Below are 16,124 nucleotides of genomic sequence, written 5' to 3' on the forward strand. Positions count from 1 at the left end.
GGCTCAATCTTTCGTTACATCACTTCCTGCTGCTTGCGTTCACCCACACTGAAAATATGTTCGGCCAGACCTACACCGGTTTCAGCCATGGTCTGGTAGGTGTGGTCAGCGCCTGCGCGCGTGATTGCATCAGCGTGGTCAGCAAACATGCTGTGCGCCACAATCACGCCTTCGAAACCAGACTGTCGCAACTGACGTGCCGCTATGACCTTGGCCTCCACATCATTGGCTGCCAATATCACATACTCCAGCTCAGGCGCTTCAAGGTTCTTCCAGAGTTGAATATCCTCGGCATCAGCGAACACCACATGACGGCCTCTATGCTGGTGCTCGGCCACTTTGGCCGGGTCTGAGTCCAAGCCTACCATAGCAATATTGCGTTTTTTAAGGTGATCATAGGCTGCCGTGCCTGTACGCCCCATACCAATCACCAGTATGCGCGCATCACCCAGCGACAGCGGCTGCTCGTCTGGATGAAAGCCCTTGCGCTCGAAACGCGCCAGCCAGTCACCGAAACGATCGTACAAGGGGTGCGCCATACGGTACAGCGGTGCGGATATCAGGAATGACACCGACACCGCAATTGCCAGCGGGATCAGCCACTGCGGCAGCACAATACTGGCCACAATAAGGCCGAACTCACTGTAATTGGTCAGGCTCAAGCCCGACAGGAAGGCACTGCGTGCCCGCAGTTTGAACATCAGCAGCAGGAAGAAGAACAGAATCCCTTTCAGCGGCAGCAGCACACCCATTACCACCGCGAACACAATCGCATCCATATCCGGCAGACCACCCATACCGATCTGCAGGAAGAAGCCCACCAGAAATACTTCCTTAATGCTCCAAAGCGACTGAGACAGCTCCCCTGCTCGCTTGTGATTAGCCAGTAGAGCACCGAACGCCAGTGCACCCAGCTCAGAGCTGAGGCCAATACTTTCAAAGCCGTGCCCACCTATCACCAGCGCCAGCAACAGCCCCAGCAACACAAGCAGTTCGTCATGCCCGCTGACATCAAGCACCTTGTAAAGTATTGGTCGCAGAAGCGGTATGCCAAACACTACCAGCGCCCACATGGAAGGCGTTTTGCCGCTGGCCAGCGCCAGCACCAGCAGTGCCAGAAGGTCCTGCACAATCAGAATTCCGATCGCGACCCTGCCGTGAAAGGCACGCAGTTCCCGCTTGGACTCCAGCACCTTGGCGGCCAGTACCGTGCTGGAAAAGGAGAGAGCAATACCCAGCATCAGAGAGGTGTACCAGTCCAGCTCCATAAAGAAATGTATGCCAGGCATGAAAAGCAAGATAGAGATGACAAAGTGGAGCACGCCTCCGCCAATCACCTCAGGGCGCACCAGATTGCGTACCTTGAGCTTCAACCCCACCGTGAACAGAAGCAGCAGAACACCCAGATGAGCCAGATGTTCGAGTACATCGGTGCCTTCAACAGGAATACCTGCAATATCACCTGCGGCCACGATGGCAAAGCCCGCCGCCAGATAACCGATCAGCGGCGGCAACCCCACCAGCTTGACCGCCATTCCCAACGAAAAGGCAAAGATAATCCAGACAGCTTCGATCACGCGGTACTCTCCTTATGTGACTCTGTGCGCGGGATGGCATTAAACCATGTCAGGTCAAAGGTGTCAGCGATCAGGATCAGAACTTCAGGCCCACCCGCGTAACCTGACCCGCCTCAACCGCCTTGACCACCAGCTCAATGGCCCCCAGGGGCACCCGGTCGCCCACTACCGGAGCCGTATGCAGGCGTTCACGAATATATTCAGACAGTTGTTGCTCTGCCTGATCCGGGGGCACAGCCACACCGAAGTTCTGTGCCAGTGCCGCCAGTTCGATGTTGGCGTTGAGCTCAAAGGCGCCGAAGAAAGTGCGCTCCTTCAACGCAGGGATTGATTCGACAGAGCTGAACAAACGCGCCAGTGGTTTTTCCGCTTCATCATTACCAATCACCGCTAGCCGGTCACCAGACTGCAGTTTGAGTTCAGACGTCCAGGGCAGAAGCTCCCTGCCGCGCAGCACTGCACTGATCACAATATTGCCCGGCAGCTTAACCCCTTGCAGGGTTCTGGCCGGAGTCCAGTGTTCACCATCAAGTTCAAATACCCAAACTCGATGATTCTGTTCCACGGACCACTCAAGACTCAGGCGGCGCATCGCTTCAGGCTCGGCTGGCAGTTCAAGTTTCAACCAGCGTGCTACCCGTGCCAGCGTTGTCCCCTGCAGCAGCAGCGACATGATCACCACAATAAAGGCGATGGTGGGGAACAGCGCCGCATTATCCAGACCCGCCATTAACGGAAACAGCGCCAGTACAATTGGCACGGCCCCACGCAGACCCACCCAGGCGATGAACAGCTGCTCACGCCAGCGAAAGCCGAACGGCCAGAGCGTCAGTGCGATCGATAGAGGCCTGGCCAGCAGGATCAGCACGGCACCCAACGCAATGCCTTCCGGCACAAAGGCAAGCTTATCATGAGGGGACAACAGCAGTCCCAGCATCAAAAACAGGCTCAGCTGGGCCAGCCACGCCAGACCATCATGCACCTGCAGGATATCGTCCAGTTTGCGCAGCCCACGGTTGCCGATCAGAATCCCCATCAGGTAAATGGCAAGAAAACCACTGCCATCGAGCAGGTAAACCACGGAAAAAACGGTCAGACCCGCGGCTGTTACCAGCAACGGATAAAAGGCCGGCTGCAGATCCAGCCGCGGCAGCAGCCGCGCCATGGCCCAACCGCCGGCCAGGCCACCCAGCGCCCCCAGCGCCAGCTGTTTGCCCAGTAATAGCGCCGCTTCAGCCACCCCGGGAGGTGTATCTCGCGTAATCAGTTCCAGCAGGATGATTGTCAGGAAGATCGCCATCGGATCGTTGCTGCCCGACTCGATCTCAAGGGTTGCACTGACACGCTGGTTCAGACGCAGGCCGTGATTCTGCAGCAACGCAAATACAGCGGCAGCATCGGTTGAAGAGATGATGGTGCCGATCAGCAACGCATGCAGCAGTGGCAACTCGAGAATCCACCAGGCTGCCAGACCGGTCACGGCGGCCGTGATAACAACCCCGAAGGTCGCCAGCGCCAAAGCAGGCCGTAGCCCGACCCGGAACGTCTCGATACGGGTACGCATGCCACCATCCAGCAAAATGATCGCTAGCGCCAGGTGGCCGACAAAAAACGTGCTTTCCACATCCGCCGACAGGTTTTGCCCCATCTGAGTCTGACCGGCCAGCAGCCCAACACCCAAAAACAGTAACAGTACCGGCATGCCGATACGGTTGGAAAGCGGGCTCAGTAGGATGCTGATCAGCAGCATCGCGCTGGCAAATAGAAGCGTGAGGATCATCGTACGGAATAGCCTTTATCCATATTAAGTCGGAATTTTATCACAAGCGTGACTTAACAAACGCTGGCTGGTGCAACATGCTCTGTTCCCACATACAGGGCAGGCCCTTGGTTGATCTGCATTTGTGCGCCTCAGCTGGTAAAATGGCTGCCCGACCAACAGCAAGCCGTGTGAGCACTATGCCTGCCAATACTGAAACTGCTCTGCCCGACTCAATCACCGAACTACTGCGTGCCAGCGGTGCTGCCCTTCGGGTATTTGATATGGGGCGTCGAATCAGCAAATTAAGTCAGGACCAGTTTCGCCGTATTGAAGACTCTCAAATGGCCTACCCGACGCCTTTCCAGCATCTTGCCTGGCTGGCGTTGCTGATCTGGAATCCGAAACGCAAACAGGAAAATGCGGTCTGGTTTTTGCGTTTGCCCCTGGACGAACAGGGGTTGATCGCGCCCGCAGCACGGTGTGACCTGCTCAACCGCCTGATCCAGAATGTGATCAACAGCAAAAACGGCCAGCTGGATGAGGACGCGCTGAAGGACAACCCCTACTCCTTTACTCCCGAGCAGAGCCGCATGGCTGCTTTCCACGCCCTGGCTGCCCGCGAAATGCAGTCACCGGCGTCACCCCATTACGAACGTACCCAAGCCTGGTTCAGCGCCCAGCTGCCGCTTGATGCGTGGCAGACACTTGCCTATCAGGGGCTGGCCGATTTCATCATGCGGCTGGATCAGGATGGCAATGCCCAGGCCCTCAGGCATCGCTTGCCCGAAATGCCGGCGGCCGTTCTGGAAACGCTTTGCCCACTGCTGGAGCATGTTAAACCCGGCGCAGCCCTTCAGACCGAACTGGAACAGCAGCTGCAACAGTCCCTGACAGGCACTGACAGTAACCGTGTTGCCGCTCTTTGCCGGGCATTGTCCAACATTACGGACGAAGCGGCTAAGCAGCACCTGGTGCTGGATGTGCTGGCCACTCCACATGCTCTGGAGCCTGAGGTAGTAACCGTGATCGCGACCCGGTGTGACAGTGCACTGATGGCACCAGAAGTTCTGCAGGTATTTCTGGAGCGGCTGGCAGAAGGCAAGGCGGGTCAAATCGGATTCAGCCGCATTCTGGCGGAACTGATGTTCATGCCGGTACACCGGGCCTTGATTTTACAAGCGTTTCGCAACCCGGAACGCAGTGAGTGCTTGAGTCAGGCGATCGGGGAGATGTTCGGTCAGAGTTTTGCAACGCCCACCGATACACATTGAACAGAAGCGATTGAGTCAGTGCGCCTCATCCGGCAAGGTGATCCCGGCCGAACGCTGGTCCAGTTTCTGTTGTGACTGCTGCTGCATCCGCTGACGAATTTTGCTGCCGCGAGGCAGGGTCAGGTAATACAGCAGTGTAGCGCCCTCTTCCGGCTCCAGATCATGCTGGGCCGTAAAACGCTGAATAAAGTCGGCAACGGTATTGGCCTGCTTGTTTTCAATCGCCTGGGGTACCGGTTGCTCCAGCGATTCGCCCTCGCGCACACGCCGGCACATGACCTCGTACTGGTAGCTGAAAGCCGGCAGCACCTGCCGCTCCTCTTCGCTGCGCAGCCTGAACCAGCCGGTCTCGCGGCCGGCATGATACACCGCCGGGTGGTTCCATTGATGTTCAAGTGGATGTTCGGCGTGCATGCAGGCTTCTATATAGGCATCGCGCATGCCCGGAAGGCCATGATCACCGCTAATCTCTCGCAACAGGGCAAGGAACTCCGAGATGGTCGGCATCCAGGCGAGGGTTTCCTTGCAGCGATTGACGGCAGCCACCAGCTCCGACTCGCCATAGCCGCGCAAACTGAGTGCCCACTCGCGCTTGGCGATACGCAGCTCGTCCTCGGTTTCAAAACAGCTTTTGAATTTGTGCCCATAGATCGCCATGAAACGGGCGAAAATCATGTTCACCAGCGTTTTGGTCTCGGAACTGATCGGCTGGGCCTGAGCCTGCTCGCGTGCGTCGCTACCAGTCGGTGTCCTTGATGTCCATGATGGCTGCGGTAATCCGTTTGCGCTTTTCCCGAGAATCCCGGCGGGTGTTTTCATCACTGCCCCCTGTTACGACTGACTGGCGTTCCTGTTCATAGCGCTGCTCCCGTGCATCCCGCGTCTGCTTCTTGACCCACTCGCGTTTCACCCAGGCCAGAAACTTCTGATCCCAGTTGCTTTCCTTGCGATCCTTGTCGAGCCAATACAAAACGAACTCGTCCAGGCAACCGCTTGCGAATTCCGCAGGAATCGAGTGACGCGGCAGCATGGCGTGAAACATGTCAGAAGGCTCCCAGCCCAGAAACATCGACTGCAGCTGCTGGTTGCGTTCTTCCGCCTGTTCAAAGATCGCCTGCAGCTCATCTTTGTGACGGCGCCAGCCTATGCTGCCACCAAAGGTGGGAGCAGGCCCCTTGCGCTGCATCATGGTCTCGCGCCGCGCAGGTCTTGGCGGCGGAGCGTCATATACCGGCAACTGCTGTACGGCGGGCTGAGAGGGCGGGCGACTGTCTGCATGAGCCTCGGGCGCAGGTTCACTTACCTGCTGCGGCAGCGGCAGCAACCGCAGCCGGACACTGCCTCCCTGACTAAGATTAGCCTGCAAACATCCTTGCCGCTCCAGGCTTTCAGTGGCTGTGCGCAGCCGCTCTTCGCTCCAGAAACCGGCGAGCTGCAGCCAGCGGCTGTGAGGCAGTATGCACTCCACACAGCCATCATCCGCTTTCATGCCCGCCAGGCGACCATAGTCGGTATAAATATAAAGCAGCAATGCCTCATCACTGCCCAGGCGATGCGCCAAAGAGGGATAAAACAGCAGTGGCGCTTCCGGCAGCCAATCACTCATGGTTGATGTCTCTTGATTTCACTCAACCGTCCTTGGCAAATTCTTCCACGGCACGCAGTACATCACGACGGCTGATCTGGCCAACCAGCTTGCCGGCCTTAACCACCGGCAGACGCCGCCGCCCGTGCGTAATAAACTGATGCGCTACAGCGGTCAGGTCGGCATCATGGGAGACCGTATCAACGTTGCGGGTCATGTAGTCTGCCACATGGCCACCACTGCCCATCTCTTCCTCATGGTAGGTTTGGCTCAGAATTGCCTTGAGGCAATCCAGCTCTGACAGCATGCCGACCAGACAACCATCCACATCCACTACGGGTGCACCAGAGATACCATATTCCTGCATCGCACGGATAGCATCGAACAGATGAGTCTCCGGCCCGAATGAAATCAGGCGAGTGGCCATGTAATCCTGTGCTTTAACTGATCTGAGCATGTGAAGCTCCTTTTGTAGACTTACCAGGTAGCGCGCGGCAGCCTGCCCTTGCGTTAATACTAGTTCAGACCCCGACCAGCCACCATGGGTTCAGGAAAACACAACCGTCTTGTTACCATGGACCAGCACCCGATCTTCCAGGTGCCATCGCAGCCCCCGTGCCAGCACCGTCTTTTCGACATCACGTCCAAGCCGCACCATATCTTCAGGCAGGTCTCGATGGCTGATTCGGGTCACGTCCTGATCAATGATCGGGCCCGCATCCAGATCCTCGGTCACATAATGACAGGTGGCACCTATCAGCTTCACCCCCCGGTCATGGGCCTGATGATAGGGCTTGGCACCGGCAAATGAAGGCAGGAAGCTGTGGTGGATATTGATAATACGGTGTGGGTAGCGGTCGCACAGGTCCGGCGGCAGGATTTGCATGTAGCGCGCCAGCACCACGACATCGGCTTCGTAGTCATTGATCAAGCGGTTTACTTCGGCGAAGTGCGGAGACTTGTCAGCCGGGTCGACCGGTACATGGTGGTAAGGAATACCGTGCCACTCCACCATACTGCGCAAGTCGTCGTGGTTGGAGATCACGCAGGGAATATCGCAGAACAGCTCCTTGCTGTGGAAGCGATACAGCAGATCAGCCAGACAGTGAGACTCGCGGCTGGCCATCAGTACTACACGCTTGGGGCGAGAAGAGTCATTGATCTCCCAGTCCATCTGAAAAGAAGCAGCAATCGGTGCAAATGCCTCCTGCAGCTGCGCAAGCGTGAACGGCAATGTGGCCGCACTGATCTCAACCCGCATGAAAAAGCGACCAGTCACCGGGTCGGAATGCTGGTTGGCGTCTGCAATGGAGCCACCATGGCTGGAGATGAAATTACTGACCATCGCAACAATACCCACCCGATCCGGGCAGGAAAGAACCAAACGGTAACGGCGTTCCATAGATGTGCTCTAATCCTGATAGATCCAAAGTCGAATCGAACATTCTAACAGCAGCGCCCTTCTCTCGACAGCACCTCGACCCGATGCGAGATGGAAAGCTGAATATCCGCAATTGCCGCTGTTGGGTTACACTGAGCCAAAGGCTGTAACCGATCGGAGATCCGCAATAATGATGATGCTGACCCCTGAGCGCATGGCGCCTCTCAAGGCCCGCCGGCTCGGAATAGATACACACCACGAGCCCACCCTTTACCTGCCGGCCCAGAGTCATGTCTGCCGTTCTGAAGGGTTTGAAAGCCTGTCACGCGTGCTGGTAACGACCCATCAGAACCAGCACCTGATTGCCTCACTCAATATCATCACCAGCGATCTGCTCAGTGAAGAGGAGGTCGGCTTCTCAGAGTCAGCCTGGCTGCGTCTGAGACTGGAGCATAACGATCCCATCTGGCTGTCACACCCCAAGCCGGTGCAGTCGCTATCCTATGTCCGTGCCAAAGTATATGGTCATGAGCTGACCGATCTGCAGTTCCAGAGCATTATCAATGATATTGTGGATGGCCGTTATGCCGATGTGCACCTGGCGGCCTTTATTACCGCCTGTGGTGACGACAGCCTTAATGACAATGAGATCACTTCCCTGACTCAGGCAATGGTCAAGTCAGGCAGCACTGTAGACTGGAAGCTCCCCATGGTGGTCGACAAGCATTGTGTGGGCGGTCTGCCCGGCAATCGTACCACCCCGATCGTGGTATCCATTTTGACCGCTTGCGGCCTGACAGTACCCAAAACCTCATCCCGTGCCATCACCTCTCCGGCCGGTACTGCCGACACCATGGAAACACTGACCGAAGTGAGCCTGACACTGGAGCAGATGCGTCAAGTAGTCGGGGCTGAAGGTGGCTGTCTGGCCTGGGGCGGCTCCATGCGACTGAGCCCGGCCGATGATATGCTGATCCAGGTCGAGCGAGCACTGGATATCGATAGCGAGGGGCAGCTGATTGCGTCTGTACTGTCGAAAAAGATTGCAGCTGGTGCTACTCATGTACTGATCGACATTCCGGTTGGCCCTACCGCCAAGGTGCGCAGCCAGGAAGCCGGCGAACGGCTGGCAGAAAGCTTTCAGGCCGTTGCCGAGAATCTGGGCCTGACACTCAAAATCCTCTTTACCGATGGCTCCCAACCGGTGGGCAGAGGCATTGGCCCGGCCCTTGAAGCACATGACCTGCTGGCAGTGATGCAAAATCATGCCGACGCCCCGCTGGATTTACGTGAACGAGCCATCAGCGTCGCCGGTGCCATGCTGGCAATGGTCAAGGGCATCAGCGTTGAAGAGGGCGTTGCCCTGGCCGAAGAAACCCTCGATAACGGCAGTGCATGGGACAAGTTTCGCGCCATCTGTCTCGCCCAGGGTGGACTCAAGGTGCCACCTGTGGCGCCCTACCGCTATGCCATGGTGGCTGACCGTGACGGCATCGTGGACCGGATCGATAACCGGATTCTGGCCAAGATTGCCAAGCTCGCGGGGGCTCCGGCTGATCCGGCGGCGGGGGTTGAGATCTGTGCCAAACTCGGCGACCGAGTTGCCTGTCAGGATGTATTGATGATGATTCACGCCGAGAATGCCGGCGAACTCAACTATGCGGTAGAGTATCTGAATGATCATCTGGAGGTGATCGAACTGACCGATTCAAGCGAGGAAGCCTGCGCATGAGTATTCTGCTGTTCAATCCTGATTCCGACCCGGCACTGGCATCACAACTGGCTCGACTGCTGGATGCGCAGGCGGGGGTACTGGAACAACGCCGCTTCCCCGACGGCGAAAGCTATCTGCGGGTACACACCGAATGCAAGGGACGCCGGTGTGTCATCCTCTGCAACCTGTTTCACCCTGACGAGCGGCTGCTGCGACTGCTGTTCCTGGCGGACACTCTGCGCGAGATGGGGGCGTCCGAGGTAGGTCTGGTCACCCCCTATCTGGCCTATATGCGACAGGACAAGCGCTTCAAACCGGGCGAGTGTGTCAGCTCCCGCCCCTTTGCCCGATTGCTGTCAGAGGCCTTCGATTATCTGGTGACCGTGGATCCGCACCTGCACCGCTATCACTCATTGGACGAGATCTATACCATCCCATCCCGCGTGGTTCAGGCCGCCCCATTGATTGCACACTGGATCGGTCAGCATATCCGCGACCCTTTGCTTATCGGTCCCGACAGTGAAAGCGAACAGTGGGTATCCCATGTAGCCGGTCTTGCCGGAGTACCGTTCCAGATTCTGCAGAAGGAGCGCCGTGGTGACTATGATGTCAGCATCTCGCTGCCGGATCTTGAACAGGGGCAGCAATGCACTCCGGTACTGGTGGATGACATCATCTCCAGCGGTCGTACCATGCTGGAAACCCTGAGCCACCTGCAGTCTGCCGGCCTGCCCAGAGCGACCATCATCGGCGTACACGGCATCTTTGCCGGCGACGCCTATACACGCCTGACTCAGGTTGCCGATGTGGTCACGACCGCCTGCATCCCGCACCTGAGCAACCAGATCGATATCGCCCCCCCCATCGCCGAGGCGGTGCGCGAGCTGATGCAACAACGTGACACTGACTGAACTGTCACTGCCGAACGCCGAGTTGCGCTACCGCCCGTGCTTCCTTGAGCGCAAGGAAGCTGATTTTCTGCTGCAACTGCTGCAGCAGCGGGTGAACTGGCGCCAGGATAGGATCCGGCTGTTTGGCCGCGAACATCTGATTCCGCGCCTGCAGGCATTTCAGTCTGATCCCGGGCTTTATTACACCTATTCGGGGCTGCGTCTGGCCGGCAGCGACTGGTTACCCGCTCTGCGGCCACTGAAACAGCGGCTGGAATCACTGTGCGGCCAGCCGTTCAACGCCCTGCTGCTGAACCTCTACCGCGATGGTCAGGATGCCATGGGCTGGCATGCAGACAACGAGCCTGAGCTAGGCCCCAACCCGCTGATCGCATCCATCAGTCTGGGTGCCGAACGCCGCTTCAGACTGCGCCACAATACCCATCGCGAGACTCACACTCTAATACTGGAGCACGGTTCGCTGCTGCTGATGGCCGGCCCAACCCAGCACCACTGGCAGCATTGCCTGCCACGCAGCCGGCGCTGCCATGAACCGCGCATCAACCTGACCTTTCGCCTGATCCATGTATAATCCTGCCACGCATCTTTTGGGAGAAACGCCATGAACCCGACGATTGAACTGCTCAATGCTCACCGCTCCATCCGCAAATTCACTTCGGAACCTGTCGATCAGGCCACGGTGGAAACATTGATCAAGGCCGGACAGGCGGCTGCCACGTCCAGCTTCATTCAGGCCTGCACCGTTATTCAAGTTTCTCAGGGGGAGAAGCGCAATGCACTGGCCGAGATGGCCGGTAATCAGGCCTATGTAGCGGAAGCCCCTCTGTTTCTGGTGTTCTGTGCTGACATGAAGCGGCACCAGCTGGCCTGCTCAATGCACGAAGCCGAAATGCAGTCCGGTTATACCGAGCAATTCCTGACCGCTTCACTGGACTGTGCCCTGTTTGCACAGAATGTCATCGTTGCAGCCGAGTCACTTGGGCTTGGTGGTGTTTATATTGGCGGCCTGCGCAACAGGATTGCGGATGTGGCCGAATTGCTGGAGTTGCCTGAACTGGTCTATCCGGTATTTGGTCTGTGCCTGGGCAAACCCGATCAGAACCCGGAAGTCAAACCACGCCTTCCCCTGTCAGTGGTGCTTAAACAGGACCGCTACGATGACAGTCAGGACGAGGCTGTCATCCGTGACTATGACGAGACGGTACGCCAGTACTATCGCACCCGTACCGGCGGCAATAAGGAAATGAGCTGGAGTGAGCAGATTTCCGGCATGCTGGTAAAGGAAGCGCGGCCACACATGTTGCCCTTCCTGCAATCCCGGGGGTTTATCAAGCGCTGATTTTTTGCCTGCTGCCCGTGCAGGCTGATTCTGGCTCGTCTATGCTGAACTCAGGTGCCCGCCGCAACCGAAACGGCGGGCTCTGTCGAGTTTCAGCCTGAGGAGCGTCACCATGCCCGGCAACCATATCGACACACTGCTGCAGCAGCTTGAACATGAATCCCATCGCCGTTCCCGTTTGCAGACCATCACCTTGCCGATCGAACAGGAAGATCTGGTTCGTCTGCAGGCACTGGCGGAAGTGTACGGCATGGATATCACTGAGCTGACACCTGTCCTTCTGCACACGATTCTGACCGACATCGAAGCCCATATGCCGTACAAACCCGGCAAAAAGGTGATTCGGGTGGAGGATGACGAGCCCATTTATGAAGATGTGGGCCCAACCCCCCGTTACCTTGCCGCCAAACGCAAACACGAGAAAGTGTGCGCCTGAGCTTGTCAGGACCGAGTGGCTGGCAGACAATTGTTATCCTGTAACACTGACAGGATTCTCTTGTGCCCGCACAGCCACTTCACTCCGTTCCAACCAACATCATCACCGGGTTTCTCGGCAGCGGCAAAACCACTGCCATCAATCACCTGCTGAGTCTCAAGCCCCCCTCCGAACGCTGGGCCGTACTGATCAACGAATTTGGCCAGATCGGTGTCGACGCCAGTTTGGTGACCCACTCCGATGGCGTTGAGCTGCGTGAACTGGCGGGCGGTTGCCTCTGCTGCGCACTGGGTCCAAGCCTGCCGATCACCCTGGCAACACTTCTGCGCAAGGCAAGGCCGGACCGGCTACTGATCGAGCCCACGGGACTTGGTCACCCTGCCCGTATCGTCGATACTTTGCAGAGCGCACAGTTTGCAGACGTACTCGATCTGCGCAGCATCATTTGCATGCTTGACCCAGCTGTTCTGACACAGCCCGAGGTAATGCAGCAGCCGGGGTTTCTGGATCAACTCAACCTATCCGATGTCATTGTCCTGAACCGCACCGATCTGGCGGAATCCAACCTGACGCGGGAAGCACTGGAACTGTCTCAACACATGTTCCCACCCAAGCAGGGAGTCTTCAGGGTTGATAGAGGACAGCTGGACCTCGCCTGGCTCGATCTGGTTCACGATGGTCAGCTCAGCGCACAGTTTCCCGAGGCGCATGCCGAGTCCGCGAAAGCCAGTCCACTAATGGCACCGGTAATATCACGGCCGGAACAGTCACCACAGCCACGGCAGCCATTATTCAAGCAAGGACAGGCCGAGGGCTATTTCAGTTATGGCTGGGTTTTTACGGCAGCTGACCGCTTCGATTACAGAGCCATCCAAACGTTTCTCGACAGTGTGAGCGAGGCCACCCGAATCAAGGCTGCACTGGGGATCGGTCATACATGGGTGGGGTACAACCGCAATCGCGGGGATAAAGCAGCAGAAGTCAGTGAGCTGGCCTGGCGCCGAGACTCACGTATCGAAATACTCGCCGACCGTCAGATCGACAGTGCCGAGCTGGAAAAACACCTGTTGGCTTGTCTGCAATAGACAGCAGGGCGGGACCAGCCCGCCCTGTCAGTTTCAACTCAGTCCCGGTAACCAGAGCACGATCGACGGGAACATAATGCACAGTGCCAGACCGGCCAGCTGCAGCAGTACAAACGGGATGATTGAACGGTAGATGGTACCGATACTCACATCCCCCCGCGTGATGCCCTTGAGATAGAACAGCGCGTAGCCAAAGGGCGGCGTCAAAAAGCTGGTCTGCAAATTAATCGCCACCAGGATCGCAAACCATACCATCAGCGCACTACCGTTAAGCCCCTCAAATTCGAGCCCGGCGACCACCGGCAGCAGCAACGGCAGAATCACGAAACTGATCTCGATCCATTCCAGGAAAAAACCCAGCAGGAAGATCAGTCCCATCAACAGTAACAGCAAACCGTACGGCCCAAGCCCTGTCCCGGTGATCAGCTCCTCAATCATGTCTGCACCGCCGAGGCGCTTGAACACCACACTAAAACAGGTGGCACCAATCACCACGAACAGGATCATAGCCGAGGTTTTTGAGGTGGAACGACATACGTGGCGCAGCGTATTCATGTTCAGCTGTCGCAGAAAGAGAGCGAGCAGCATGGAGCCGGCCGCCCCAATGGCAGCGGCTTCCGTCGGTGTCGCAATGCCCGCCATAATCGAACCCAGTACCGCCACGATCAGCACAACGGGACCCAACAAGTCACGCAAAAGTGCCAACCCAAGCGGGGACTGATCTTCTGACAAATGCGCTTCGCCTCCCTCACGGGCCAACGGAGCCCAATCCGGGCGAAAGTACGCAGCCGACAGCAGGTAAAGCGTATAAAGTCCGCCCAGCATCAGCCCGGGAACCAGAGCGGCCTTGAACAGGTCGCCAACTGAAATGTTCATGATGGAACCCATCAGCACCAGCATGATCGATGGCGGGATCAGAATACCCAGGGTACCGGACGCCGCCACCACACCGTATGCCATTTCAGGTTTGTAGCCCTGCTTCAGCATCACCGGCAGCGCCAGCAGCCCCAGCATCACAACCGAGGCTCCGATAATGCCGGTGCTCGCGGCCATCACAACCCCGAGCAGTGCCACCGATACAGCGAGACCGCCACGCACGTTACCGAACAGCCGCTGCAGCGTCAGCAGGAGGTTTTTGGCCACCCCGGAACGCTCCAGCATCAGTCCCATAAAGACGAACAGCGGAATGGCAATCAAGAGCCAGTTCTCAATCACGCCACCAAAAATGCGGGAAGCAACCGTTCCCAGAAACGGCAACGGAATATCGCCAATGAAGGCGAACAGAATACCCAGCCCCCCCAGCAGAAACGCAACAGGGTAGCCACTGAAAATTCCCACCAGCAGCGCCACAATCATGGCGATGGCCAGGCCATATTCATCCAGCATCAGAGCTCTCCTCTACATCACGTACCGGGTCCATGATCCGTGCCAAACGGTCAAATATCTGCCCCAGCGCACCCAGCGCGAGCAACATGAGACCGGCCGGCAAGGCACCTTTGATCAGGTAACGATCCGTAAGCCCCCCATAGTTGGATTGCTCACCGGAGATAAACGACATCTGCACCATATGCCGTGACAGCCAGGCGACCAGAATGCAGAACGGCAACAGCATCAGGGTATGCCCCGCAATTTCCACCCAGTGTTGCGTGGTACGGGACATGGAATGGTGCAGCATATCCACACGAACGTGCGTATCCGCATGCATGGCATAGCTGGCCCCGATCAGCGTTAACAGGCCGAACAGGTGCCACTGCATCTCGGTGACCGTGTTGATTGTCACGGCCTCCCCCAGCAGAAACACCTTACCATCCCAACGCATCAATTCATTGATGCCCATGGCGTTCATCACCACGGTAGTAAGCACAGCCACCATTACAGCCAGCACCAGCCAACTGCTGATCCGGCCGAGCCACCGCCCCACCCCGATCAGGGGGCAGGCGACGATTGAACACCAGCGGGCGCCCTGCAGGCGCCAGCCGGGTATAGGAGTATCAGTTTGATATCTGCTGGAGTTCATACCATTCATCTACCAGAGCAGAGTGCTGCATGAGCGACTCGTAGGCTTGTTTGAATTCCGGGTTGTTGCGCATCTCTTCTTCCCGCACCTCATCCCAGCCTCTGCGAAGTTCCGTCAGGACAGGCTCGGGGAAGCGTTTTACGTTGACCCCTTTATCTCTAAGTTCCTGAAGTGCCTTGATCTGTGCCGGCAATACCTCATCAAATTCCTTCTGGATATTAGCCTTACACGCTGTTTCTATTCTTGCCTGTTGTGTCTCGGAGTAGCTGTCCCATACCCCCTGATTGATCAAGAGGGCGAGCCAGCCAGCCCCCTGCTGCCAACCCGGGAAGTAGTAGTTGCTGGCGATCTCATGCAGCCCCATTGACTGGTCAACGGCCGGGATTGAAAACTCCGCTGCGTCCACACGACCACGCTCAAGCGCCAGATAGACTTCCCCGCCCGGGATCAGCTGGGTTGTGGCGCCATACTTGTTAAGCACCTTGGCTCCCAAACCTGAAATCCGCATTGAGAGCCCCTTGAAGTCCTCGATACTATTGATTTCCTTATTGAACCAGCCGCCAGGCTCCTGAGGCAAAAAGGAACAGGGCACAACCTTGACACCATATTTGTCCATTGAGTTCTGCAGCAGCTCACGTCCTTCACCTGCTGCAGTCCATGAGAACACGGCTTCCGCAGATGGACTGAAAGGCAATGCGCCATACAGATTGGCTATCGGCAAAGTGCCGGCAAAATAGGCAATGCTGCTCCAGCCTGCCGGAATAGCTCCGGAGGAGACTGAGTTCAGAATTTCGAAGGGCGGCACCAGCTCACCCGGCTCATGGACTTTCAGCTTCAGCTCACCGCCACTGAGCAACTCAATCTGCTCGGCAACATTTTGTGCACTGGCACCAAACATGTTCCGAAGTGAATAACCGCTGGCCACATCAAGCCTGGACGGGCCTTCCGCCACCACCGACATGCTGACAGCCAAAACAGAAACGCCTAACGCAAAGGATTTAGTTTTATTATTCATAGTGTTAAGTCCTATCATTGGGTGTCAGACC

At 57.2% G+C, this 16,124-nt stretch carries 16 protein-coding genes; 7 read left to right on the forward strand and 9 right to left on the reverse strand.

Annotation, left to right across the window (positions count from 1 at the left end):
* Positions 1-14: 14 nt before the first annotated feature.
* Both ACAM29_RS10770 and ACAM29_RS10775 read right to left on the reverse strand, forming a co-directional pair.
* A complete protein-coding gene (locus ACAM29_RS10770) occupies positions 15-1,577 on the reverse strand; it encodes a cation:proton antiporter (protein ID WP_369624112.1) in 1,563 nt (520 codons plus the stop codon).
* A 76-nt stretch (positions 1,578-1,653) separates the two neighbouring features.
* On the reverse strand, positions 1,654-3,357 hold the full coding sequence (locus ACAM29_RS10775) for a potassium/proton antiporter (RefSeq protein ID WP_206839506.1): 1,704 nt from the start codon (positions 3,355-3,357) through the stop codon (positions 1,654-1,656).
* 179 nt (positions 3,358-3,536) lie between these two features.
* Here ACAM29_RS10775 and ACAM29_RS10780 point away from each other — a divergent pair, with 179 nt between their 5' ends.
* Positions 3,537-4,610, forward strand: a complete 1,074-nt coding sequence (locus ACAM29_RS10780) for a DUF3549 family protein (protein ID WP_369624113.1) — start codon at positions 3,537-3,539, stop codon at positions 4,608-4,610.
* A 15-nt stretch (positions 4,611-4,625) separates the two neighbouring features.
* Here ACAM29_RS10780 and ACAM29_RS10785 read toward each other — a convergent pair whose 3' ends face one another.
* From ACAM29_RS10785 to purU, 4 genes are all read right to left on the reverse strand, one after another.
* Positions 4,626-5,429, reverse strand: a complete 804-nt coding sequence (locus tag ACAM29_RS10785) for a replication protein P (protein WP_354411817.1) — start codon at positions 5,427-5,429, stop codon at positions 4,626-4,628.
* On the reverse strand, positions 5,347-6,216 hold the full coding sequence (locus tag ACAM29_RS10790) for a DnaT-like ssDNA-binding domain-containing protein (RefSeq protein ID WP_206839490.1): 870 nt from the start codon (positions 6,214-6,216) through the stop codon (positions 5,347-5,349). The genes ACAM29_RS10785 and ACAM29_RS10790 overlap by 83 nt, the downstream gene beginning before the upstream one ends.
* A gap of 22 nt (positions 6,217-6,238) precedes the next feature.
* Positions 6,239-6,652, reverse strand: coding sequence for a CBS domain-containing protein (locus ACAM29_RS10795; protein ID WP_091821539.1), 414 nt, complete (start codon positions 6,650-6,652; stop codon positions 6,239-6,241).
* Positions 6,653-6,742: 90 nt separating this feature from the next.
* A complete protein-coding gene (gene purU, locus ACAM29_RS10800) occupies positions 6,743-7,597 on the reverse strand; it encodes a formyltetrahydrofolate deformylase (RefSeq protein WP_091821542.1) in 855 nt (284 codons plus the stop codon).
* A 172-nt stretch (positions 7,598-7,769) separates the two neighbouring features.
* Between purU and ACAM29_RS10805 the strand changes: the two genes are divergently transcribed.
* The 6 genes from ACAM29_RS10805 (at position 7,770) to ACAM29_RS10830 (ending at position 13,061) form a co-directional block, all read left to right on the forward strand.
* On the forward strand, positions 7,770-9,308 hold the full coding sequence (locus ACAM29_RS10805; RefSeq protein WP_369625141.1) for a thymidine phosphorylase family protein: 1,539 nt from the start codon (positions 7,770-7,772) through the stop codon (positions 9,306-9,308).
* Entirely contained in the window at positions 9,305-10,201 is an 897-nt protein-coding gene (locus ACAM29_RS10810) for a ribose-phosphate pyrophosphokinase (protein ID WP_206839488.1), read from the forward strand. Before ACAM29_RS10805 ends, ACAM29_RS10810 begins: the two co-directional genes overlap by 4 nt.
* Complete coding sequence (locus ACAM29_RS10815; RefSeq protein WP_206839473.1) at positions 10,188-10,772, forward strand: alpha-ketoglutarate-dependent dioxygenase AlkB; 585 nt, start codon at positions 10,188-10,190, stop codon at positions 10,770-10,772. The genes ACAM29_RS10810 and ACAM29_RS10815 overlap by 14 nt, the downstream gene beginning before the upstream one ends.
* A gap of 30 nt (positions 10,773-10,802) precedes the next feature.
* On the forward strand, positions 10,803-11,540 hold the full coding sequence (gene nfsA, locus ACAM29_RS10820) for an oxygen-insensitive NADPH nitroreductase (protein WP_206839472.1): 738 nt from the start codon (positions 10,803-10,805) through the stop codon (positions 11,538-11,540).
* Positions 11,541-11,652: 112 nt separating this feature from the next.
* The gene (locus ACAM29_RS10825) at positions 11,653-11,976 is read left to right on the forward strand and encodes a hypothetical protein (protein WP_091821557.1); all 324 of its coding nucleotides are present in this window, start codon (positions 11,653-11,655) and stop codon (positions 11,974-11,976) included.
* A gap of 62 nt (positions 11,977-12,038) precedes the next feature.
* Positions 12,039-13,061 carry a GTP-binding protein gene (locus ACAM29_RS10830; RefSeq protein WP_369624114.1) on the forward strand — a complete coding sequence of 341 codons (1,023 nt, stop codon included), beginning with the start codon at positions 12,039-12,041 and terminating at the stop codon, positions 13,059-13,061.
* Between the two features lie 33 nt (positions 13,062-13,094).
* On the opposite strand, the gene ACAM29_RS10835 is transcribed toward ACAM29_RS10830, so the two are convergent.
* Genes ACAM29_RS10835 through ACAM29_RS10845 form a run of 3 tightly spaced genes read right to left on the reverse strand, consistent with a single transcriptional unit; the run spans position 13,095 to position 16,093 of the window.
* On the reverse strand, positions 13,095-14,447 hold the full coding sequence (locus tag ACAM29_RS10835; protein ID WP_091821564.1) for a TRAP transporter large permease subunit: 1,353 nt from the start codon (positions 14,445-14,447) through the stop codon (positions 13,095-13,097).
* Positions 14,437-15,078 (reverse strand): TRAP transporter small permease subunit, encoded by a 642-nt coding sequence (locus tag ACAM29_RS10840; protein WP_369624115.1) that lies wholly within the window; start codon positions 15,076-15,078, stop codon positions 14,437-14,439. The genes ACAM29_RS10835 and ACAM29_RS10840 overlap by 11 nt, the downstream gene beginning before the upstream one ends.
* Entirely contained in the window at positions 15,053-16,093 is a 1,041-nt protein-coding gene (locus tag ACAM29_RS10845) for a TRAP transporter substrate-binding protein (protein ID WP_369624116.1), read from the reverse strand. Before ACAM29_RS10845 ends, ACAM29_RS10840 begins: the two co-directional genes overlap by 26 nt.
* Positions 16,094-16,124 lie beyond the last annotated feature (31 nt).

It is taken from the genome of Marinobacterium sp. BA1, assembly GCF_041155135.1.
Taxonomy (GTDB): Bacteria; Pseudomonadota; Gammaproteobacteria; order Pseudomonadales; family Balneatricaceae; genus Marinobacterium; species Marinobacterium iners.